General features: G+C 62.9%; 20 protein-coding genes and 4 tRNA genes. 15 read left to right on the top strand and 9 right to left on the bottom strand.

Features of this window, described 5'->3' with window-relative positions; translation table 11 throughout:
• Positions 1-80 precede the first annotated feature (80 nt).
• From metG to nth, 3 genes are read left to right on the top strand one after another with little or no spacing between them, the layout of a single operon-like run.
• The gene (metG, locus tag ABGX75_RS10890) at positions 81-2,126 is read left to right on the top strand and encodes a methionine--tRNA ligase (protein ID WP_347411338.1); all 2,046 of its coding nucleotides are present in this window, start codon (positions 81-83) and stop codon (positions 2,124-2,126) included.
• 6 nt (positions 2,127-2,132) lie between these two features.
• Complete coding sequence (rsxB, locus tag ABGX75_RS10885; RefSeq protein ID WP_347411337.1) at positions 2,133-3,140, top strand: electron transport complex subunit RsxB; 1,008 nt, start codon at positions 2,133-2,135, stop codon at positions 3,138-3,140.
• A 7-nt stretch (positions 3,141-3,147) separates the two neighbouring features.
• Positions 3,148-3,786, top strand: coding sequence for an endonuclease III (gene nth / locus ABGX75_RS10880; protein WP_035412162.1), 639 nt, complete (start codon positions 3,148-3,150; stop codon positions 3,784-3,786).
• A 5-nt stretch (positions 3,787-3,791) separates the two neighbouring features.
• On the opposite strand, the gene ABGX75_RS10875 is transcribed toward nth, so the two are convergent.
• The 5 genes from ABGX75_RS10875 to ABGX75_RS10855 all read right to left on the bottom strand — a co-directional run bounded on the left by ABGX75_RS10875 (position 3,792) and on the right by ABGX75_RS10855 (position 7,767).
• Positions 3,792-4,844: a DUF3524 domain-containing protein gene (locus tag ABGX75_RS10875; protein WP_347411336.1), complete on the bottom strand. Its 1,053-nt coding sequence runs from the start codon at positions 4,842-4,844 to the stop codon at positions 3,792-3,794.
• A gap of 68 nt (positions 4,845-4,912) precedes the next feature.
• Positions 4,913-5,335, bottom strand: coding sequence for a DUF1161 domain-containing protein (locus tag ABGX75_RS10870; protein WP_347411335.1), 423 nt, complete (start codon positions 5,333-5,335; stop codon positions 4,913-4,915).
• Between the two features lie 16 nt (positions 5,336-5,351).
• Positions 5,352-6,026: a glutathione S-transferase gene (locus ABGX75_RS10865; RefSeq protein ID WP_035412159.1), complete on the bottom strand. Its 675-nt coding sequence runs from the start codon at positions 6,024-6,026 to the stop codon at positions 5,352-5,354.
• A gap of 172 nt (positions 6,027-6,198) precedes the next feature.
• Complete coding sequence (locus ABGX75_RS10860; RefSeq protein WP_035412155.1) at positions 6,199-6,489, bottom strand: HlyU family transcriptional regulator; 291 nt, start codon at positions 6,487-6,489, stop codon at positions 6,199-6,201.
• A gap of 57 nt (positions 6,490-6,546) precedes the next feature.
• The gene (locus ABGX75_RS10855; protein WP_035412152.1) at positions 6,547-7,767 is read right to left on the bottom strand and encodes an argininosuccinate synthase; all 1,221 of its coding nucleotides are present in this window, start codon (positions 7,765-7,767) and stop codon (positions 6,547-6,549) included.
• Positions 7,768-7,977: 210 nt separating this feature from the next.
• On the opposite strand from ABGX75_RS10855, the gene rnt reads away from it, so the two are divergent.
• Entirely contained in the window at positions 7,978-8,643 is a 666-nt protein-coding gene (gene rnt / locus ABGX75_RS10850) for a ribonuclease T (RefSeq protein ID WP_011507425.1), read from the top strand.
• A gap of 111 nt (positions 8,644-8,754) precedes the next feature.
• On the opposite strand, the gene grxD is transcribed toward rnt, so the two are convergent.
• Positions 8,755-9,093 carry a Grx4 family monothiol glutaredoxin gene (gene grxD, locus ABGX75_RS10845; protein ID WP_011507426.1) on the bottom strand — a complete coding sequence of 113 codons (339 nt, stop codon included), beginning with the start codon at positions 9,091-9,093 and terminating at the stop codon, positions 8,755-8,757.
• Positions 9,094-9,376: 283 nt separating this feature from the next.
• Between grxD and argF the strand changes: the two genes are divergently transcribed.
• Positions 9,377-10,294, top strand: a complete 918-nt coding sequence (gene argF, locus ABGX75_RS10840) for an ornithine carbamoyltransferase (RefSeq protein ID WP_347411334.1) — start codon at positions 9,377-9,379, stop codon at positions 10,292-10,294.
• A 359-nt stretch (positions 10,295-10,653) separates the two neighbouring features.
• Positions 10,654-10,827: a hypothetical protein gene (locus tag ABGX75_RS10835; RefSeq protein WP_011507428.1), complete on the top strand. Its 174-nt coding sequence runs from the start codon at positions 10,654-10,656 to the stop codon at positions 10,825-10,827.
• 110 nt (positions 10,828-10,937) lie between these two features.
• Here the strand turns inward: ABGX75_RS10835 and ABGX75_RS10830 are convergent.
• A tRNA-Ala gene (locus ABGX75_RS10830) sits at positions 10,938-11,013 on the bottom strand.
• 351 nt (positions 11,014-11,364) lie between these two features.
• On the opposite strand from ABGX75_RS10830, the gene uvrY reads away from it, so the two are divergent.
• The 6 genes from uvrY (at position 11,365) to ABGX75_RS10800 (ending at position 15,021) form a co-directional block, all read left to right on the top strand.
• A complete protein-coding gene (gene uvrY, locus ABGX75_RS10825; RefSeq protein WP_011507429.1) occupies positions 11,365-12,009 on the top strand; it encodes a UvrY/SirA/GacA family response regulator transcription factor in 645 nt (214 codons plus the stop codon).
• Positions 12,010-12,101: 92 nt separating this feature from the next.
• Complete coding sequence (gene uvrC, locus ABGX75_RS10820; RefSeq protein WP_035412147.1) at positions 12,102-13,916, top strand: excinuclease ABC subunit UvrC; 1,815 nt, start codon at positions 12,102-12,104, stop codon at positions 13,914-13,916.
• Positions 13,917-13,980: 64 nt separating this feature from the next.
• On the top strand, positions 13,981-14,529 hold the full coding sequence (gene pgsA, locus ABGX75_RS10815) for a CDP-diacylglycerol--glycerol-3-phosphate 3-phosphatidyltransferase (protein ID WP_011507431.1): 549 nt from the start codon (positions 13,981-13,983) through the stop codon (positions 14,527-14,529).
• Between the two features lie 69 nt (positions 14,530-14,598).
• Positions 14,599-14,673, top strand: a tRNA-Gly gene (locus tag ABGX75_RS10810).
• A 152-nt stretch (positions 14,674-14,825) separates the two neighbouring features.
• Positions 14,826-14,899, top strand: a tRNA-Cys gene (locus ABGX75_RS10805).
• Positions 14,900-14,934: 35 nt separating this feature from the next.
• Positions 14,935-15,021 (top strand) — tRNA-Leu (locus tag ABGX75_RS10800).
• A 100-nt stretch (positions 15,022-15,121) separates the two neighbouring features.
• Here ABGX75_RS10800 and ABGX75_RS10795 read toward each other — a convergent pair.
• Positions 15,122-15,931 (bottom strand): helix-turn-helix domain-containing protein, encoded by an 810-nt coding sequence (locus tag ABGX75_RS10795; protein ID WP_179153179.1) that lies wholly within the window; start codon positions 15,929-15,931, stop codon positions 15,122-15,124.
• Positions 15,932-16,198: 267 nt separating this feature from the next.
• On the opposite strand from ABGX75_RS10795, the gene ABGX75_RS10790 reads away from it, so the two are divergent.
• Positions 16,199-16,648, top strand: coding sequence for a hypothetical protein (locus ABGX75_RS10790; protein ID WP_287124648.1), 450 nt, complete (start codon positions 16,199-16,201; stop codon positions 16,646-16,648).
• 51 nt (positions 16,649-16,699) lie between these two features.
• Here the strand turns inward: ABGX75_RS10790 and ABGX75_RS10785 are convergent, their stop codons facing one another.
• Positions 16,700-17,155 (bottom strand): hypothetical protein, encoded by a 456-nt coding sequence (locus tag ABGX75_RS10785; RefSeq protein ID WP_011507434.1) that lies wholly within the window; start codon positions 17,153-17,155, stop codon positions 16,700-16,702.
• 167 nt (positions 17,156-17,322) lie between these two features.
• On the opposite strand from ABGX75_RS10785, the gene ABGX75_RS10780 reads away from it, so the two are divergent.
• Entirely contained in the window at positions 17,323-17,916 is a 594-nt protein-coding gene (locus tag ABGX75_RS10780) for a GNAT family N-acetyltransferase (RefSeq protein WP_287124647.1), read from the top strand.
• 147 nt (positions 17,917-18,063) lie between these two features.
• On the top strand, positions 18,064-19,785 hold the full coding sequence (locus ABGX75_RS10775) for a proline--tRNA ligase (protein WP_179153182.1): 1,722 nt from the start codon (positions 18,064-18,066) through the stop codon (positions 19,783-19,785).
• The last annotated feature ends 96 nt before the right edge of the window (positions 19,786-19,881 follow it).

The following is a 19,881-nucleotide window of genomic DNA, read 5'->3' as shown; positions in this document are numbered from 1 at the left end:
CAAGCGGGCTACAATCGCCTTTTCGTCGATGTCGTTCGAGACACCTTTTCTTGTTCCCGATTTCAGTCACTAGAGCCGCCATGCCGACTACCGCCAACGCCAAGCGCAAGATCCTGGTCACCAGTGCCCTGCCTTATGCCAACGGCTCGATCCATCTGGGCCACCTGCTCGAGTACATCCAGACCGATATCTGGGTGCGCTTCCAGAAGAGCCGCGGCCACGAGTGTCATTACGTGTGTGCGGATGACGCCCATGGCACCGCGATCATGCTGCGCGCGGAGCAAGAAGGCATCACTCCGGAACAACTGATCAGCAAGGTCAGCGCCGAACACCAGGCCGACTTCGCCCGCTTCGGGGTGGCATTCGACAATTACTATTCCACCCACTCGGAAGAGAACCGTCAGCACAGCGAGCGCATCTACACGGCGCTGCGTGACGCCGGCCATATCTCGACGCGTGACATCGAGCAGATGTACGACCCGGTGAAGGGCCTGTTCCTCGCCGACCGTTTCATCAAGGGCACCTGCCCCAAATGCGGGGCGGGCGATCAGTACGGCGACAATTGCGAGGCGTGCGGAGCCACCTATACGCCGGCCGAGCTGATCGATCCGGTCTCGGCGATCAGCGGTGCCACGCCCGAGGTGCGCAGCTCGACGCACTTCTTCTTCAAGCTGCCCGACTTCGCCGACTTCATGAAGGGCTGGATCGACGGCGGCCACGTCCAGCCGCAGATCCGCAACAAGTTGCTCGAATGGTTCGAATCGGGCTTCAACGAGTGGGACATCTCGCGCGATGCCCCCTATTTCGGCTTCGAGATCCCCGACGCGCCGGGCAAGTATTTCTATGTCTGGCTGGACGCGCCGATCGGTTACCTGGCCAGCTTCCAGAACCTCTGCGAGCGTGAGGGCATTGACTTCGACAGCTACTGGCGCCGCGACTCGGACGCGGAGGTCTATCACTTCATCGGCAAGGACATCGTCTACTTCCACGCCCTGTTCTGGCCGGCCATGCTCGAGGGCGCTGGGCTGCGCACGCCGACCGGCGTCAACTGCCACGGCTTCGTCACCGTCAACGGCGCCAAGATGTCCAAGTCCCGCGGGACCTTCATCAAGGCGCAGACCTATGCCGAATACCTCAACCCCGAGTACCTGCGCTACTACTTCGCCGCCAAGCTCACCGCTGGCGTCGACGATCTGGACCTCAACCTCGAGGACTTCGCCTCGCGCGTGAACGCGGATCTGGTCGGCAAGGTCGTCAACATCGCCAGTCGCTGTGCCGGCTTCGTCAAGAAGCTGGGTGCCGGCCGACTCGCCGCGCACTGTGCCGAGCCCGAGCTGGTAGCCCGCTTCGTGGAGGCCGGCGAGGCCATCGCCGCCGATTACGAGGCGCGCGAATTCGCCCGCGCCATGCGCAAGGTCATGGACCTGGCCGACGAAGCCAATGCCTACATCGCCGACAAGGCGCCCTGGGTGCTGGCCAAGGAAGAAGGCCGCGAGCAGGAGGTGCTCGACATCTGCTCGGTGGGCATCAACCTGTTCCGCATCCTGATGGTCTACCTGCAGCCCGTGGTGCCGGCGATGGCCGAGCAGGCACGCGACTTCCTGCAGATCGAGTCGCTCGACTGGGAAAGCCGCCGCACCTTGCTCGAGGACCACGCGATCGCCAAGTTCAAGCCGCTGATGACACGTGTCGATACCGACAAGATCGCGTCGATGACCGAGGCGTCCAAGGAAGTCCTCGCCGAAGAGCAGAAGCTCAAGGAACAGGCCAAGGGCCCCCTCGCCGACGATCCGATCGCCGACGAGATCGGCTTCGACGATTTTGCCAAGCTCGACCTGCGCATCGTGCGCATCGCCAAGGCCGAATACGTCGAGGGCGCCAAGAAGCTCCTCAAGCTGACGCTCGACCTGGGCGGCGAAACGCGGACGGTCTTCTCGGGCATTCGCGCCGTCTATGCGCCCGAGGCGCTGGAAGGCCGCCTGACCGTCATGGTCGCCAATCTGGCACCGCGCAAGATGCGTTTCGGCGTTTCGGAAGGCATGGTGCTGGCCGCCGGCGACAAGGAGGGCGGCATCTATCTGCTGTCACCTGACAACGGGGCGGAGCCCGGCCAGCGGGTGTCCTGAGGAGGCATGGTGTCCGCTAACGCCGCGCTCATCGAGACGCTGGATGCCGCACTGCCGCAGACCCAATGCGGCAAGTGCGGGCATCCCGGCTGTCGTCCCTATGCCGAAGGCATCGCCGCCGGCGAGGCGATCAACAAGTGCCCGCCCGGCGGCGAGGCGACCGTGATACGTCTGGCCGAGCTGACCGGCCAGACGCCACAGCCCCTCGCGCAGCCCGCGGAGTCGCCCAAGGTCGCCTTCATTCGCGAAGCGGAATGCATCGGCTGCACCAAGTGCATCCAGGCATGTCCGGTGGATGCCATCCTCGGCGCGGCCAAGCAGATGCACACCGTCATCGCCGGGGAATGCACCGGCTGCGAGCTGTGCGTCGCGCCCTGCCCGGTCGACTGCATCGACATCCTGCCGCACCCCGAATGGGTCGCGGCAGAAACTCGCGCCCAGCAGGACGCCTACCTGACCAGGCGTGCCGAACTGGGCCGGCAACGCCACGAGGCGCGTCAGCGACGTCTCCAGCGCCAGGCCGAGGAGAAACGCCGCAAGCGCGAACGTCGCCAGGCGGCCCTGGCGGCAAAGACCACACGCGAGACCGCCCCTGCCAAGCCGACGCCGCAGGAGGCCACCGCCGGCGTGGATGCCACGTCTCTCAAGGCGACGCGCGCCACGCTGGTCGCCGGCCTCAAGCGTGTGGAGCGCCAGCGCCAGCGCGATCCACTGGACGCGGAGACACGCCGGGCGCTCGATGAACGCGCCGAGACGCTGACATCGCGCCTGACGGACATCGACCGGCAGCTCGGCAACGCCCAGACAAGGCACGCCGACACCTCCGTTACGCATCATCGGCGCATGGCCGTCAAAGCCGCCGAGCAGTCATTGCGCAAGGCCCGCCAGCAGGTCGCCCACGCCGAGCGACACGGCGATGCCGCCAGCCGCGAGGCCGCCCACGGCCAGGTCGAAGAGGCCCAGCGCATGCTCGATGCCGCCCGTGACGCCCTCGATTCCTCTTCATCGCCTTGATTCGCTCATGAACGCTCAAAAACGCCACGAGATCTTTTCGCGCCTGCGCGATCACAACCCCACGCCGACGACGGAGCTGCATTGGCAAACGCCATTCGAGCTGTTGACGGCGGTACTGCTTTCCGCCCAGGCCACGGACGTGGGAGTCAACAAGGCCACCGCGCGCCTGTTCCCGGTGGCCAATACGCCGCAGGGCATCCTCGACCTGGGCCTGGAAGGTCTCAAGGACAAGATCAAGACCATCGGCCTGTACAACAGCAAGGCCGATAACTTGATGAAAACCTGCCACCTGCTGCTCGAACGGCACGGTGGCGAGGTGCCGGATACCCGCGAGGCACTGGAAGCGCTACCCGGTGTCGGCCGCAAGACCGCCAACGTGATCCTCAATACCGCCTTCGGGCAGCCGACCATGGCGGTGGATACGCATATCTTCCGGGTCGCCAACCGCACGCGCATCGCGCCAGGCAAGAACGTGCTCGAGGTCGAGCAGAAACTGATGCGCCACGTCCCCAGGGAATTCCTGCACGATGCGCATCACTGGCTCATCCTTCACGGGCGCTACACCTGCGTGGCTCGCAAGCCGCGTTGCGGAAGCTGCGTGATCGAGGATCTCTGCGAGTACAAGGACAAGACCGAACTGGCCTGATCCTTTTACGCACCGCGCAACACGTCGCGATACGCCGCACGCCACGCCGGCCATTGCCAGGCACGCGCATCGGGCAAGGCGGGGCGCGTCGCCGGCTGAGTCAGCCACTCGGCCAGGCGGGCCTCGAGCGCGGCCTGGTCGCCGGCGTACCGACATTCAGGCGGGTAATATTCGGGAAAGCACAGGCGCTCCGGCACCAGCGGCACGCAGCCATGGGTCACCGCCTCCATGACCGCCAGCCCCTGGAATTCATGATCGGTCGTGGACACCACGATATCGGCACCGTCGAGGACCTCACGGTAGGCATCGCCGGGCTGCTCGCCCCAGCTGACCACGCGATCTCCCAGCCAGGCCCGCGCCGCCTCGAAGATCGGCGGTTGATCGCGGAACTGCTGCCCCACCACCGCTACCTCGAACTCGATGCCGCGGTTCGCCAGTGCCTGCAGCGCGGCGAAAAACATCTCGGGGTTCTTGTCGTATTCCCAGCGGTGATTCCACAGCAGACGCCGCCCGCGCCCCGCCGGGCGTGGTGTCTGCTCGGGCAAGGGCACGGGAAGAATCACGGCCTTCTCGGCCAGGCGCGACAACAGTGCCGACAGCGGTAGCCGTTCGGGCATGCGCGACAGGAAAGTGCGCGCGCCGACGAGGAAGCTGTCGCGGTTGTGGGCACTGTTGAACACCACGACATCCGCCGCCAGAGCCGCATAGAGGTTGACCATCAGGGGTTCCGCCTGCACCCGCTGCCCCTTGGGCAACGGGTAAGCGAACTGATTTTCATGGAAATACACGACCTTGCGCGCCCGCCCCAACGAGGGAAACAGCCCCACCAGGGTCGCCAGATCGACCATCGACGTGGCCACGACCAGATCATGCTCGTCGGCAAGGCATTCACTCGCCTGCCCGAGCCACGTCAGCGGATTGCCGCGAATCCGCCAGGAAAAGTGCCGAGGCGGCAATGCCAGGCATCGCCAGTCGAATTCGGCGAACTGCTGCTGCAGCCCCTCCGCCCAGTGGCGATGACTCATGGCGGCATAAGCGGAAAGCAATAGGGCCTTCACGGCAGACTCCTGCTGAAAAGGCCTCATGGTAGCCAACCGCGGCGATGGGCGGGAAGTGGCGTCGACGATTACGGTGACGGGGCCTCGGCAGGCCGTGTATCGCCCTCTCCCGGCTCGCTGCTCGCCTCCCGGGGCGGCAGCGCGGCATCCTCGCTGGACATCGCCCCGCTGCCTTGCGCGCCGCGCCGATAGATCACCTTGCGTGAGCCGCCATCGCAGCTGCCCACCACCTCGCCCCCGGCCAGCGGATCCCCTTCGCGGACCCCATCCTCGTCGACACGCGCGCTGGCGATGAGATCGAGCTGGAACTCGTCGACACCATTGGCACGAATCTTGGCTTCGATCTCATCCTGCAGGACATCGCAGTCCATGACGCCGGGCTCCCCGAGAGCGCCGTCGTCATCTCGGTGCGACGTCGTCTGGGCGACAGCGATGGCGGGAAGCGCGAGCACCATCAAGACCGCCCCATACATCCAACGATGACTTGTCATGATCGTTCACCTCCTCTCAGCGTGTCGCACTCAGGTTCAGCTCGCCGGTCTGCTCCACGGCGCGCTGATAATCGGCCCGGGCACGTATGCGAGTCAGCCACTCGCCGATGGCCGGAAAGCCCGCGAGCCCCCGCCGCGACTCGACCGCCAGCACGGGGAAGCTCATTTGAATGTCCGCCGCCGTGAACGTCGATCCCGCAAACCAGGCATGCTCGCCGAGCGTCGTTTCCCAGAAAGCCAGATGGCGCTCGATTTCGGGGTCGAGGAACTTGGCTTGCACGCCCTGCCCCAGCTTGCCCGCCAAGGGACGCAGCAACGCCGGAACCGGTGGCTTGCCCAGGCGGGAAAACACCAGATGCATCACCAAGGGTGGCATGGCGGACCCTTCGGCGTAATGCAGCCAATAGCGGTAATCGCGATGCTCGGGCGTGCCCGGAGCGGGTGCGAGTCGACCGTCGTCATAGCGTTCGATCAGATAATCGATGATCGCGCCGGACTCGGCCACGGTCAGCCCCTCATCGACGATCAACGGCGCCTTGCCGAGAGGATGAAGCCGCTTGAGGCTTTCCGGGGCCAGCAGCGTCTGGGGGTCGCGATGGTGCGTCACCAGTTCATAGGGTTGCTGCAGTGCTTCCAGCAGCCAGACGATGCGCAACGAGCGGGAATTGTCGAGATGATGCACGGTAATCATGCGCAGCTCCATCGGAAAATACAGGGCCTTAGGCCATCGCCCCGGGGGCGAGTTCCAGGCACGAGCGGGTCGGTGGTGGCGGATACCAACGACAACGCCGCCACCTCAAGGGTAGCGGCGCTATCGCAAGATGCCGCTTTTATTGCCACGACGGCCTGACACGCTCGACGTCTCAGCGCTCATCGAACATGGCGTCACCCGTATCATCGATGAAACGCTGGGCCTTGCGCAGCGTGAGCTGGATGCAATCCTCGCGGCTGGAGACGACATCCGAGCGCTCGAAGCGATGCTCGCGCGTTTCGCCTCCCTCGACGGGCTTGCGAATCCAGCCGCTGACACGGTACTGACCGCCGACATCCTGCGGGTCCGGGGTGATCAGGAAACCTTCATAGTCGGTGGCGGGAATCTCCTCGTCGTTGACGTTGCCGCTGCGAAACAGCCCGTCGATCAACTTCTTGAGCATGACATTCTCCCTGCGCGTGGAGGCCGGCGCGACACGCGCGCGCCGGCCCGAAGACGATCAGTCGGCCTGACGCCCCTTGCCGGCGGCGATCCGCAGGCGAAGCGCGTTGAGCTTGATGAAGCCCTCGGCATCCTTCTGGTCGTAGGCGCCGGCATCGTCCTCGAACGTGGCGATCGAGGCATCGAACAACGACTGCTCCGATTTGCGCCCCACGACCGTGGCGCTGCCCTTGTAGAGCTTCATCCGCACCACGCCGTTGACGTTGTCCTGCGTGGCATCGATGGCAGCCTGCAGCATCTTGCGCTCCGGGCTCCACCAGTAGCCGTTGTAGATGACCTCGGCGTACTTGGGCATCAGCTCATCCTTGAGGTGCGCCGCCTCGCGGTCGAGCGTGAGTGACTCGATGGCGCGATGCGCGCGTAGCATGATGGTGCCCCCCGGCGTCTCGTAGCAGCCGCGCGACTTCATGCCCACGTAACGGTTCTCGACGATATCGAGACGCCCGATGCCGTTGTCGCCGCCCATCTGGTTGAGCTTGGACAACACTTCGTGCGGCTTCAGGGGTTCGCCGTCGATGGCCACGATATCGCCCTTGTCGAAGGTCAGCTCGACATAGGTCGGCTGCTCCGGCGCGGCTTCCGGCGAGACACTCCAACGCCACATGTCTTCTTCCGCTTCCGCCCACGGATCCTCGAGGATGCCGCCCTCGTAAGAAATGTGCAGCAGGTTGGCGTCCATGGAGTACGGCGATTTCTTCTTGCTGGTGGAGAAATCGACCGGGATGTCGTGCTCTTCGCAATAGTTCATCAACTTCTCGCGCGAGTTGAGGTCCCACTCGCGCCACGGGGCGATGACCTTGACGCCGGGCTTGAGTGCATAGGCCCCGAGCTCGAAGCGCACCTGGTCGTTGCCCTTGCCGGTCGCACCGTGCGAAATGGCGTCGGCACCGGTCTCGTTGGCGATTTCCACCAGGCGCTTGGCGATCAGCGGACGGGCGATGGAGGTCCCCAGCAGGTACTCTCCCTCGTAAATCGTGTTGGCGCGGAACATCGGGTAGACATAGTCGCGCACGAATTCCTCGCGCAAGTCCTCGATGTAGATTTCCTTGACGCCCAGCGCTTGTGCCTTGGCGCGCGCCGGTTCGACTTCTTCGCCCTGACCGATGTCGGCGGTAAAGGTCACCACCTCGCAATCGTAGGTTTCCTGCAACCACTTGACGATGACGGACGTATCAAGGCCGCCGGAATAGGCGAGGACGACCTTTTTCACATCGGACATGCGGGACTCCTGAACAGATGGATGTTGATCGAGTGGGTCGGCTGCGCGAACACAGCATAACGCGTGATCCGATTATAGCGCCGAGCGCCGTTCAGTAACACCGAGCGGCGGGACGTCGGGGGGCGAAAATGCTACACTCGCTGCCACTTTGTCGCCCCCACCCGGGCGTGGCGACGCTTATCGAGACCGCATTGGGATGGGAGCAAAAGCATGAGCGACGGCCAGGCACGCGATTTGATGGCTCAACGTTTTCGAGGCTTTCTCCCGGTGGTGGTCGATCTGGAAACCGGTGGCTTCAACGCCCAACGCGATGCCTTGCTCGAAATCGCCGCCGTGACCTTGACCATGGATGCCCAGGGCAACCTCATGCCCGATGACACGCACGCCTTTCATGTGCGCCCTTTCGAGGGTGCCAACATCGAACAGGCAGCACTGGACTTCACCGGCATCGACCTCGACAGTCCGCTGCGCCAGCAGGTCGCGCTGAGCGAACACGACGCGCTCGGCGAGATCTTCAAGCCGGTCCGCAAGGCCATCAAGGCCAATCAGTGCACGCGCGCCATACTCGTCGGCCACAACGCCGCTTTCGATCAGGGCTTTCTGAATGCCGCCGTCGAGCGCAACGGCATCAAGCGCAACCCGTTTCATCCTTTTTCCTGCTTCGACACCGCGACGCTCGGCGGGCTGGTGTATGGCCAGACCGTCCTGGCACGCGCCTGCCGAGCGGCGGGAATCGAGTTCGACAATGCCTCCGCCCACTCCGCGCGCTACGATACCGAACGCACCGCCGAGCTGTTCTGCGCCATGGTCAACCGCTACAAGAACCTGGGCGGCTGGGATCTGGCCTTGAAGGAACAGGGCATGGACGAGGACTGACGCTCAGGTCCGACAAACGAAAGCCCCGCCGGTGTGAGCCGACGGGGCTTTTGCTATACCGCCCCCTCCCTTCGGAGCGGGCCGCGGATCAAGGATCCACCTGCTTGCGCCTCATTCCTTTTCGGTTTCGGCGCTGGCCGCGGCATCCTTGATGAGCTTTTCCAGCTCGCCGCTTTCGTACATTTCCACGATGATGTCGCAGCCACCGACCAGCTCGCCGTTGACCCACAGCTGCGGGAACGTCGGCCAGTTGGCGTACTTGGGCAGTTCGGCGCGAATGTCCGGATTGTCGAGGATGTTCACGAACGCGAAGCGCTCGCCACATGCCATCACCGCCTGGACAGCCTGCGCGGAAAATCCGCACTGCGGCAGTTGGGGCGTGCCTTTCATGTAAAGCAGAATCGTGTTTTCGCCGATTTGCTGCTGAATGTTTTCGAGAGTCGTGCTCATCTCAGTTTCCTCACGCGGGGCGACTTGCCCATTGGCCGGCGCCTCCGCAAGACGTCGGGTGAATGTAGGCCCATTCTACTGATGGCGAACGCCGAAAACAGCCCTCGTGACGACGACATTGCGCCATCTCGGCAGGCTGGCTAGGATGGTCGACTTTCCGTACGGCCCGCATGTCGCCCTGCACGAGGCCGGGTGCGCGAGGACGAGCCCCGATCGGGGCCCGTCGCGCCCCGTTTCTTTTCGTTGGCGAGTGCCGTCGATTTCATCTGCAAGGAGCGTCGCCATGGCCACACGCCATTTCTTGACCTTACTCGATCTGACACCCGAGGAGCTCAGCCACCTCATTCAGCGTGCGATCACCATCAAGAACCGCCTCAAGGCACAAGGGCCGACCTACACGCCCTTCACCAACCGCACGCTGGCGATGTTTTTCGAGAAGTCCTCGACGCGTACCCGGGTCTCCTTCGAGACCGCCATGGCGCACTTCGGCGGCCATGCGCTGTTCCTTTCTCCACGGGACACGCAACTGGGACGCGGCGAACCGATCGGCGACACCGCCCGCGTGCTCGCCGAGATGGTGGACATCGTCATGATTCGCACCTTCTCGCATGCCGGGCTCGAGGAATATGCCGCCGCCAGCGTGGTTCCCGTGATCAATGCCCTGACGGACGATTACCATCCATGCCAGCTGCTGGCCGATGTCATGACCTGGACCGAATGCCGTGGCTCGGTCAAGGGCAAGACGGCGGTGTGGATCGGCGACGGCAACAACATGTGCCATTCCTGGATCAACGCGGCACGGCAGTTCGATTTTCGGCTGCGGGTGTGCTGCCCGCCCGGCTACGAGCCGGATGCCGACATCGTGGCCGCGGCCGGCGAACGCGTGGAAATCCTTCACGACCCACGGCAAGCGGTGCAGGGCGCGGATCTCGTCACCACCGACGTCTGGGCCTCGATGGGTCAGGAAGAGGAGCAGGCCCGGCGCGAGCGGGATTTCGCCGGCTTTCAGGTCACCGAGAAGCTGCTCGATCATGCCGCCGATAACGTGCTGTTCCTGCATTGCCTGCCCGCCCACCGTGGCGAGGAAATCAGCACCACGTTACTCGACGACCCGCGCGCCGTGGTATGGCAGGAAGCCGGCAACCGCCTGCACGCCCAGAAAGCCCTGATCGAATTCCTGCTGCTGGGCAAAGTCGAATAACGCCAAGACCGAGACCGGCCAGAACGATGCCGCGCCATCTTTCTGGCAACGATCTGGCCGGTTCATGCCCTCCACAAGCGCCGTCTTCGGCCTGTAGTCGGCTCGCTTGTAATTCGACTACGCCGACGAAAACGCCCCTGCTCTCTCGACTTGCCCGCCACATGAGTTTGCGCGCCGACATCGACCGCATTTCCGGTTGATTTTTTACTACCCGGACGTCGCCAATGTCTACGTTGACGTTGTCCGGCCAAACGCCGACTTTTCACTCTATGAGCCGCGCGCTCACAGGCTTCGTGCCTTGCCGTCACAGCACGGCGAACATGCTTCATATCGAGTCGAGACCACGGCAGGAGAGCATCATGTTTCTCATCGAGCAGAACGACAACGAACGCACCATCGAATGTCCGGCGTGCAGCCTCAGCGAGACCATCAGCGATGACGAACGTCTTCAGGCATTCGAGGAGCGTCATGCCCAGGACGGCATGCAATACCGCTGTCTGGAATGCGGCGCCAGCGGCCCCGCCAGCCCGTAATCTCCGGACCATCACGCACGACCGGCCCGAAGCGGTCGCCGACGCCCACTCCACCCACACGAAAAAGCCGCCGACGCATTGCGTCGGCGGCCTGGTATTCGAGCGGAATATGGTGGAGCCTAGCGGGTTCGAACCGCTGACCTCAACACTGCCAGTGTTGCGCTCTCCCAACTGAGCTAAGGCCCCGAATCATCGATGCATGTCGCATGCATCTTTCACTGCCAAGGACGCGATTCCGCCACAGCGCCCCTGGAACGCTGCGTATACTACGAACCTCCTTGCCTCGTGTCAAGACGCGTTTTTCTTCCTTCCTGGCACGCCATATCCACCGCCGCAGAAAGCGCGGAAATGCAAAATCGATGGCAGCATAACGGGAACATTGCTGTTACGTTGATTTTAGGACGTCTTGATATGAAGACGACGACGCTCGCACATAGCGAAACGCATCGCGACCTCCCATAATAACGTCACAATGGCCTTCGCCAGGGCCATCGAGGTCACCATTCCGCTAACCGGCGATTGATTGCAGGAGTTCCCTTGATCAAGGTTCTTGTCGCTGACGATCACCATTTGGTACGTACTAGCATCGCCCGCATGCTCGACTCCGAGGACGGCTTGAAGGTCATCGCCGAGGCCGTCGATGGCGAGGAGGCCGTCAACATGGCGCGTGAATTGCGCCCCGATATCGTGTTGATGGACATCCGCATGCCCGGCATCGGCGGGCTCGAAGCCACGCGCAAGATCATGCGCGGCATGTCGGATATCAAGGTCGTGATCGTGACCGCCTTTCTGGAGGAGGCCTTTGCGCAACGCCTGATGGACGCCGGTGCCGCGGGCTTCATCAGCAAGGGCACGGAGCTCGATGAAATGGTGCGTGCCATCCGCGCCATTTTCGACGGGCAGCGCTACATCAGCCCCGACATCGCGCAGAAAGTCGTGCTTTCCAAGATGGGGACACAGGACAATCCCTTCGATCAACTCTCGCATCGCGAACTGCAGGTCGCGATGATGATCGTCAATTGTCAGAAGGTCAGCGATATATCCGATCGCCTGTTCCTGAGCCCCAAGACGGTCAACACCTACCGCTACCGCATTTTCGAGAAGCTCAACGTCCAGTCCGACGTCGAACTCACCCACCTCGGACTGCGCTATGGATTGATCGACGGCTACGAGGCGTCGTGATACCAGGCATATCGGCATCGCAGGGCGCGCCGGGCCCCGTCCTCCTTTGATACACTGGCGGGCATGATCCATGCAACGATTCCCCCGCGCCCATGAGCTTCGATGCCAAGCACTTCCTCAAGACGGTTTCCGAGTCACCCGGCGTGTATCGCATGCTGGATGCCGAAGGCAACGTGCTGTACGTCGGCAAGGCCAAACGGCTGAAGGCCCGCCTCGCCAGCTACTTCCGTGGCGCGCTGAACGCCAAGACCCAGGCCCTGGTCAGCCGGATCGAGGACATCCAGGTCACCATCACGCGGACCGAGACAGAGGCCCTGCTGCTCGAGCAGACGCTCATCAAGGAGCAGCGTCCGCCGTACAACATCCTCCTGCGTGACGATAAATCGTACCCGTTCATCTTCGTCTCGGACCGGCACCCCTACCCCGCCCTCGAATTCAAGCGCGCGCGGCAGAAACGTGGCGACGGCCGTTACCTGGGGCCGTTTCCGAGCACCACGGCGGTGCGTGAAAGCCTGTCGTTGATGCAGAAGATCTTTCGCATCCGCAACTGCGAGGACAGTGTCTTCGCGCACCGCACCCGGCCCTGCCTGCAATATCAAATTCAGCGCTGCAGCGCTCCCTGTGTCGACTACATCGGTCGCGAGGAATACCAGCGCGATATCGACCACGCCATCATGTGCCTGGAAGGGCGCAGCGAGCAGGTCACCGCGCAACTGACCCGCGACATGGAAACCGCCAGTCAGGCGCTGGATTTCGAGGAAGCCGCACGCCTGCGCGACCAGATCCAGCAACTGCGCCGCCTGCAGGAACGCCAAATCGTCGATACCGGGGACGGCGATGCCGACATCTTCGCTCTGGCCGAGCGCCCCGGCGGCCTCTGCATCAGCGCACTGGCCGTGCGTGGCGGCCGCATGCTCGGCGCTCGCCACCATATGCCCCAGAACGGCCTGGATCTCACGGCGGAGGCGCTTCTCGGCGAGTTCATCAGCCATTACTACCTGGGGCATGAGCGCGAGATTCCCGCGGAAGTCATCACGGCCCTGCCCCTGGCGGACAGCGACGTCATTCAAGCCGCCCTCTCCGAGCGTGCCGGCAAGCGGATTCGCCTGGCCCATCAGGTTCGCGGCCACCGTGCCCAGTGGCTACGCCTGGCGGAAACCAATGCCGAGCAACACCTCACCACGCAACTGGCCAATCGTTCGCAGTTGGCCAAGCGTTTCGCCTCCCTGCGTGACGCCATGCAGCTGCAGGAGACACCGACACGCCTGGAATGCTTCGACATCAGCCATAGCCATGGCGAGGCGACGGTCGCCTCCTGCGTGGTGTTCGACCAGGACGGGCCGGTCAAATCCGATTACCGACGTTTCAACATCGAGGGCGTGGCAGCGGGGGACGACTACGCTGCCATGCGACAGGCCCTGACTCGACGCTACAAACGCCTGACTCAGGACGACAGCAAGCTTCCCGACATCCTGATCGTCGATGGCGGCAAGGGACAGCTCAACATGGCACGCGAGGTGCTCGAGGACGTCGGCATCACCGGAACGCATCTGCTCGGCGTGGCCAAGGGCACGACACGCAAGCCCGGACTCGAGACGCTGTTTCTGGAAACCGTCGACAACAGTCTGGCACTGGACAGCGCATCGCCGGGGCTGCACCTCATTCAGCATATTCGCGACGAAGCCCACCGCTTCGCGATCACCGGTCATCGTCAGCAACGCGACAAGCAACGCCGTACTTCGACCCTGCAGGACATTCCCGGGATCGGGCCCAAGCGTCGCCGGGAGTTGCTGCGCTTCTTCGGTGGGCTGCAGGGCGTGCGCCAGGCCAGTCGCGACGAGCTGGCGCGTGTGCCCGGCATCAGCGCCCAAATGGCCACGACCATCCATCAAGCCTTGCATGGATGAGCCATGAGCGGAAAGATAGAATAATGCGGTTACCTCATTCACCAGCCAGGACTTACGTCGCTCGATGAACATTCCCAACCTATTGACGCTTGCCCGAATCGCGTGCATTCCGTTGCTGGTGATCGCCTTCTATCTCCCTTATGCCTGGAGTTTGCTGCTGTGCGCCGGCCTGTTCGGGCTCGCCGCCGTTACCGATTGGCTCGACGGCTATCTGGCACGTCGCTGGAACCAGAGCACTCCCTTCGGCGCCTTCCTCGACCCCGTGGCGGACAAGCTGATGGTCGCGGTGGCACTGGCATTGCTGATCGAACGCTTCGATACCGCCTGGCTGACGCTGCCGGGGCTGGTGATCATCGGCCGCGAGATCGTCATCTCTGCCTTGCGCGAGTGGATGGCGGAACTCGGCAAACGCGGCAGCGTCGCCGTTTCCTGGATCGGCAAGCTCAAGACCACGCTGCAAATGGTCTCTCTGCTGCTGTTGCTGGGCTTTGCACCGGGCACCATGATCGCCAACGTGGGTGTGGTGCTGCTTTACGTCGCCGCCGCGCTGACCCTGTGGTCGATGTACCAGTACATGCGTGCCGCCTGGCCGGAGCTCACGCGCTCCATGTGAGCATCCAGGATGAGGCGCATAAACGTTTGACATTCACAGACTTATCCTTATAATGCGTCCTCGAGTTCGGCGGGAATAGCTCAGTGGTAGAGCATCGCCTTGCCAAGGCGAGGGTCGCGAGTTCGAATCTCGTTTCCCGCTCCAGAACTTGGTGGTATTGGAACGGCCAATGAGGGTCGCGAGCTGGAACGCCAGCCCGGACGAATCTCGTTTCCCGCTCCAACTTTTGGAAGCCCTGCATGTCTTGTGTCAGGCTTTCAAGCCAAGTGGTTGGCCTGTTCTATCAGGCGCTCAGAGGCTGGATGGCAGAGTGGTTATGCAGCGGACTGCAACTCCGTGTACGCCGGTTCGATTCCGACTCCAGCCTCCATCATTTCCCCGCGGTGTTCTCTTCCACATCCGTTAGCCCGGATGGCGAAATTGGTAGACGCAAGAGACTTAAAATCTCTCGGTGGTAACACCGTGCCGGTTCAAGTCCGGCTCCGGGCACCAGCATCATGACGTATTTGGCGCCCTTTCCACCAAGCCCTTGCCACGATCGCCCGCCTTCTTTGTCGACATCCTTCCGATCGTTATCGGTGTCGTTTCCACCTCAATGCGTGGACATGGATGCCATCCGTTCGGGTGCCTCATCGGCAGTATCCCAGATCGAGTGACGCGAACGCCCATCCGCCAGTGCGGCCAATGCCTCCAGGTCATCGATGCGAATTTCTCGCCCCTTTGCCGTCAACAAGCCCAGGTGTTGAAAACGTCCCAGCAGTCGACTCACGGTCTCGACGGCCAGTCCGAGATAATTGCCGATATCGCTTCGCGACATGGAGAGACGGAAGCAGAAAGGTGAGTAACCTTGCTGGCGAAAACGGCCCGACAATGCGAGAAGGAAACTCGCCAGTCTCACGTCGGACGTCCGATTGAGAAACAGCCGTACCATCATCCTTTCTTGATGCATGGCTCGACTCATGACACGCAAGAAACATCCACCGACGCCACGCTCGGTACGATCGCCATGGGCGAGCTCTTCTATCGACTCCGGACCTATTTCGCAAACGGAGGTGGTCTCCAGGGCAATCGTGGCACCGGGATGAAAGCCACTGCTCAGGGCGTCGAGTCCCACGACTTCGCCGGGCAGATAGAACTGGGTGACATGTTCTTCGCGCGTGGTATCGCGATATACCTGCTTCAAGCTTCCACAACGCACGATATAAAGACTTCTGAACGCCTCGCCTTGCTCGAAGAGTGTATGGCGCTTTCTCAGCGGCGAGACTTGTCGGCTGATGGCGCTGAAAGTTTCCAATTCCCCCATGGAGAGAGGCGCTGGCAAGCATACGTTGCTCAAGCGATAAGTCTGCTCCGGCATATCGCGCGGCGTGGCAAACCGAGAGGCTTTGTATTGTGATGTCATGGTTGACTCCCCGCGTCTGAATCGAGTTTCAAGTATGCGGGAGAGCCTCTTTGAGAACAGTTTGATATTCGTGTTTGTGTGACTGATTTTTCTCATGCGGTATACGAATTGTCACGGCGCATGACACTCATCAAAGTCATGTGAGGCAATTCGCACTATGCTGTCTCCATTCGGTCATATCCTTGTCGTGTCGACGCTGCACAGGGAAGTCGACGCGCATGCGATCACACAAGAATGCCTTTGTCCGGCTCGCCGAGGAGACCCGAGATGCAACACGCCCGCGCTCAGGACGTCATGGTTGGCACCCCCGTCGCTCTTTCGTGTTCTCTACTCATGCATGAGGCGGCGACGGCGCGTGACTATCGGCGCCTGGCGCTTCGCCTGTTGACGCATCACCGCGGAATGAGCCGGCTGATGGAGGTGCTCGCTGACGAATGCCAGCAACGCTGCGAGACCTTGCAGCGACACGACGCCCTCGCCCGGCTCCCGCTTCCACGCACGCTACCGGTGTCGGATCGGGCGACGCCACAGTTTTTCGTCACCGAGAACGTCATGGCCTATCGACTGCTGTGGGCATGTCAGCAACGCGCACGCCATGCCCTGCAGCACTGTCGCGGCGCACTGAACGTCATGCTTGCCGATACCCGACCCCTGCTGGTTTCCCTGGTGGAGCAGAAAGAGGCCGAGTACCGGATCCTTCAGGAGAGTCACTTCTGACAGGAAGGCATTCGTGTAGCGCCTTCAAGCAGCACGCTGCTGCCCCTCGACCTACATGGAAGCCAAGCGCTCGCTGTCGTAGACACCCGACATGCGTACCAGCGCGATCGCTTCGTCGCGAGACGCGACACGCTCGACTCGCACCAGTTCGTCATCGAGTCGCACCGGCTGACCGGCCTGCTCCGCCAGCATCGACTCGAGCGTTCGCGCATCCAGTTCGTCATCGAAATGCAGCGTATTCACCGCGGCGGTATCCCGACTCGGTAGATAGATCGTGCCATTGGAGAAGTCGATGGCGTACGCGATGACACCGGGGATGATGTAAAACAGCAGGCCCACCCCGTCGGCGATCGCCACCGCCGGGTCGATCCGGCCGCTCGGCTGCCCCTTGCGCTCGGGATAGAAGATGCTCCCGCAGCCCGCCAACGTCGTGGTGGTGGCCACGATGGTCAACCCGGCGATCCAGCGGCGGGCCCTGGGAGACGTCCAGCGGTTCATGGCGTTCATCATCCTCTCCTCTTATCCTATGCATTATGCGTCACTGTCGGAAAAGGCGACGTCGCCACGACAGCGGGCGTGGAGACGTACGCTGTGCGCGAAAGCATATCGCAAAGCGCGACGACGTGTGAGCGGCAATCGCCCGCACAGCAGAACCCCTTCGATCAGGAGATGTCATGGCAGCGGTCACGCTGAAGGTCTGTCAAGGTCGCGACATCGCGCCGTATCTCGACGCTCTCGCCGCACTGCGCATTCAGGTGTTTCGTGACTACCCCTATCTTTACGATGGCGATGCGGAGTACGAAGCCCGCTATCTGGCCCGTTACGCCGACAATCCCGCCAGCCTTTTCGTGCTGGCCTTCGCGGACGATACCTTGATCGGCGCCGCCACGGGCCAGCCGCTGGCCGACGAATGCGAGGAGTTTCGTGCCCCTTTCGAACGCCAGGGACCCGCGCCAGCGCGCGTGTTCTATTACGGGGAGTCGGTATTGCGTCCGGAATATCGAGGTCGGGGCATCGGCAAGGCCTTCATGCACGAACGCGAGTCACATGCCCAGGCCCGAGGCTTCGACGTGGCGGCGTTCTGTGCGGTGGAGCGCGACCCGGCGCATCCGCGACGCCCGGTGGATCACCGCCCCCTGGCCCCCTTCTGGGAACGCCATGGCTATCAGCGCCGCCCCGACCTGTATACCCACTTTGCCTGGAAGGACGTGGATAGCGAACAGGCCACCGACAAGCGCATGGTATTCTGGCTCAAGGCATTGGCCTGATGTCCGCCACCCGAGCGATCGCCCCCATGAGCGGCGTCGAGTCATCGCTTTTGCCGCGTTAACGCCTTGACCGTACAATAGCCTCATCTGCTGCGCCGCTTTCGAGCGACGCGATGTTAGGCCTCGAATCCAAGGAACCGCTTGTCCATGCGCGCCAGTCAATTGCTGATCTCCACCCTCAAGGAAACCCCTGCCGACGCCGATATCGTCAGCCATCAGCTGATGCTGCGCGCGGGCATGATCCGCCGCCTGAGCTCGGGGCTCTATACCTGGCTCCCCCTGGGACTTCGCACCCTTCGCAAGGTCGAGAACATCGTGCGCGAGGAAATGAATCGCGCCGGCGCCCAGGAAGTGCTGATGCCGTCGATTCAGCCGGCGGAACTGTGGCAGGAGTCCGGACGCTGGGATCAGTACGGCAACCTGTTGTTGCGCATTCGCGACCGCCACGAGCGCGATTTCTGCTATGGTCCGACGCACGAGGAAGTGATCACCGACCTGGTGCGCAACGAAATACGCTCGTACAAGCAGTTGCCCTCCAACTTCTACCAGATCCAGACCAAGTTCCGCGACGAGACGCGCCCGCGTTTCGGTGTCATGCGCGCCCGCGAGTTCATCATGAAGGATGCCTACTCCTTCGATATCGACCAGGCCGGCCTGCAACGCTCCTACGATGCCATGTACGACGCCTACATGCGCATCTTCACGCGCCTGGGGCTGGATTTCCGCGCCGTCGAGGCAGACAACGGCGACATCGGCGGCAGCGGCTCCCACGAATTCCAGGTGCTGGCCGACTCCGGCGAGGACGCGGTCATCTTCTCCACCGGCTCCGACTACGCCGCCAACATCGAGAAGGCCGAGGCACTGCCCGCGCCCTTGGGCGAGACACCTGAACGCCCCGCTCCTCAGGAAGAACTGCGACTGGTCGACACGCCGAATGCGCGCACCATCGCCACCCTGGTCGAGCAGCACGGCCTGCCCATCGAGAAGACCATCAAGACGCTGATGGTGCACGGCACCGAGGGTGGACTGGTCGCCCTGCTGGTGCGCGGCGATCACGAGCTCAACGAGGTCAAGGCCGAGAACCTCCCCGAGGTCGCCGCTCCCCTGACCATGGCCAGCGAGGAGGAAATTCGCGCGGCGGTGGGCGCCGGCCCCGGCTCACTCGGCCCGGTGAACCTCGATATGCCGCTGATCATCGACCGCAGCGTGGCGCTGATGAGCGACTTCGGCGCCGGCGCGAACATCGACGGCCAGCACTACTTCGGCATCAACTGGGAGCGCGACGTCGCCCTGCCCAAGGTGGCCGACCTGCGCAACGTGGTCGAGGGCGATCCCTCGCCGGACGGCAAGGGCACGCTCTCCATCGCCCGCGGCATCGAGGTCGGCCACGTCTTCCAGCTGGGCACCAAGTATTCCACGGCGATGAATGCGACCGTGCTCGACGACAACGGCCAGGCCGTGCCCCTGCTGATGGGCTGTTACGGCATCGGCGTGACCCGCGTGGTCGCCGCCGCCATCGAGCAGAATCACGACGCCGGCGGGATCATCTGGCCGGATGCCATCGCCCCGTTCGAGATCGCTCTGGTGCCCATGAACGCCCACAAGTCGGAACGGGTACGCGAATACGCCGACACCTTGTATCAGCAGCTCAGCGATGCCGGCTTCGATGTCCTGATCGACGATCGCGACCTGCGACCGGGCGTCAAGTTCGCCGATCAGGAACTCATCGGCATTCCGCACCGCGTCGTGATCGGCGATCGCGGCCTCGATAACGATGAGCTGGAATACAAGGGACGGCGCGACAGCGACGTCACCATGGTTCCCACGGAAGGTCTGCTGAGCTTTCTGCGTGAACGCATCGCGAAGTGAAGCCTCCGCGCGTTGACGACCGTCGGGGTGCACAACCGCACCCCGACCGTGCTTCCCTCCCCCCCTGATTCACTGACAAGATGGATCTGCGGCGGG

The sequence above is a fragment of the Chromohalobacter sp. genome, from assembly GCF_039830575.1.
Classification (GTDB): Bacteria; Pseudomonadota; Gammaproteobacteria; order Pseudomonadales; family Halomonadaceae; genus Chromohalobacter; species Chromohalobacter israelensis.
Note: the sequence above shows the minus strand (reverse complement) of the source record. Positions and strands in the feature narration are given on the sequence as shown.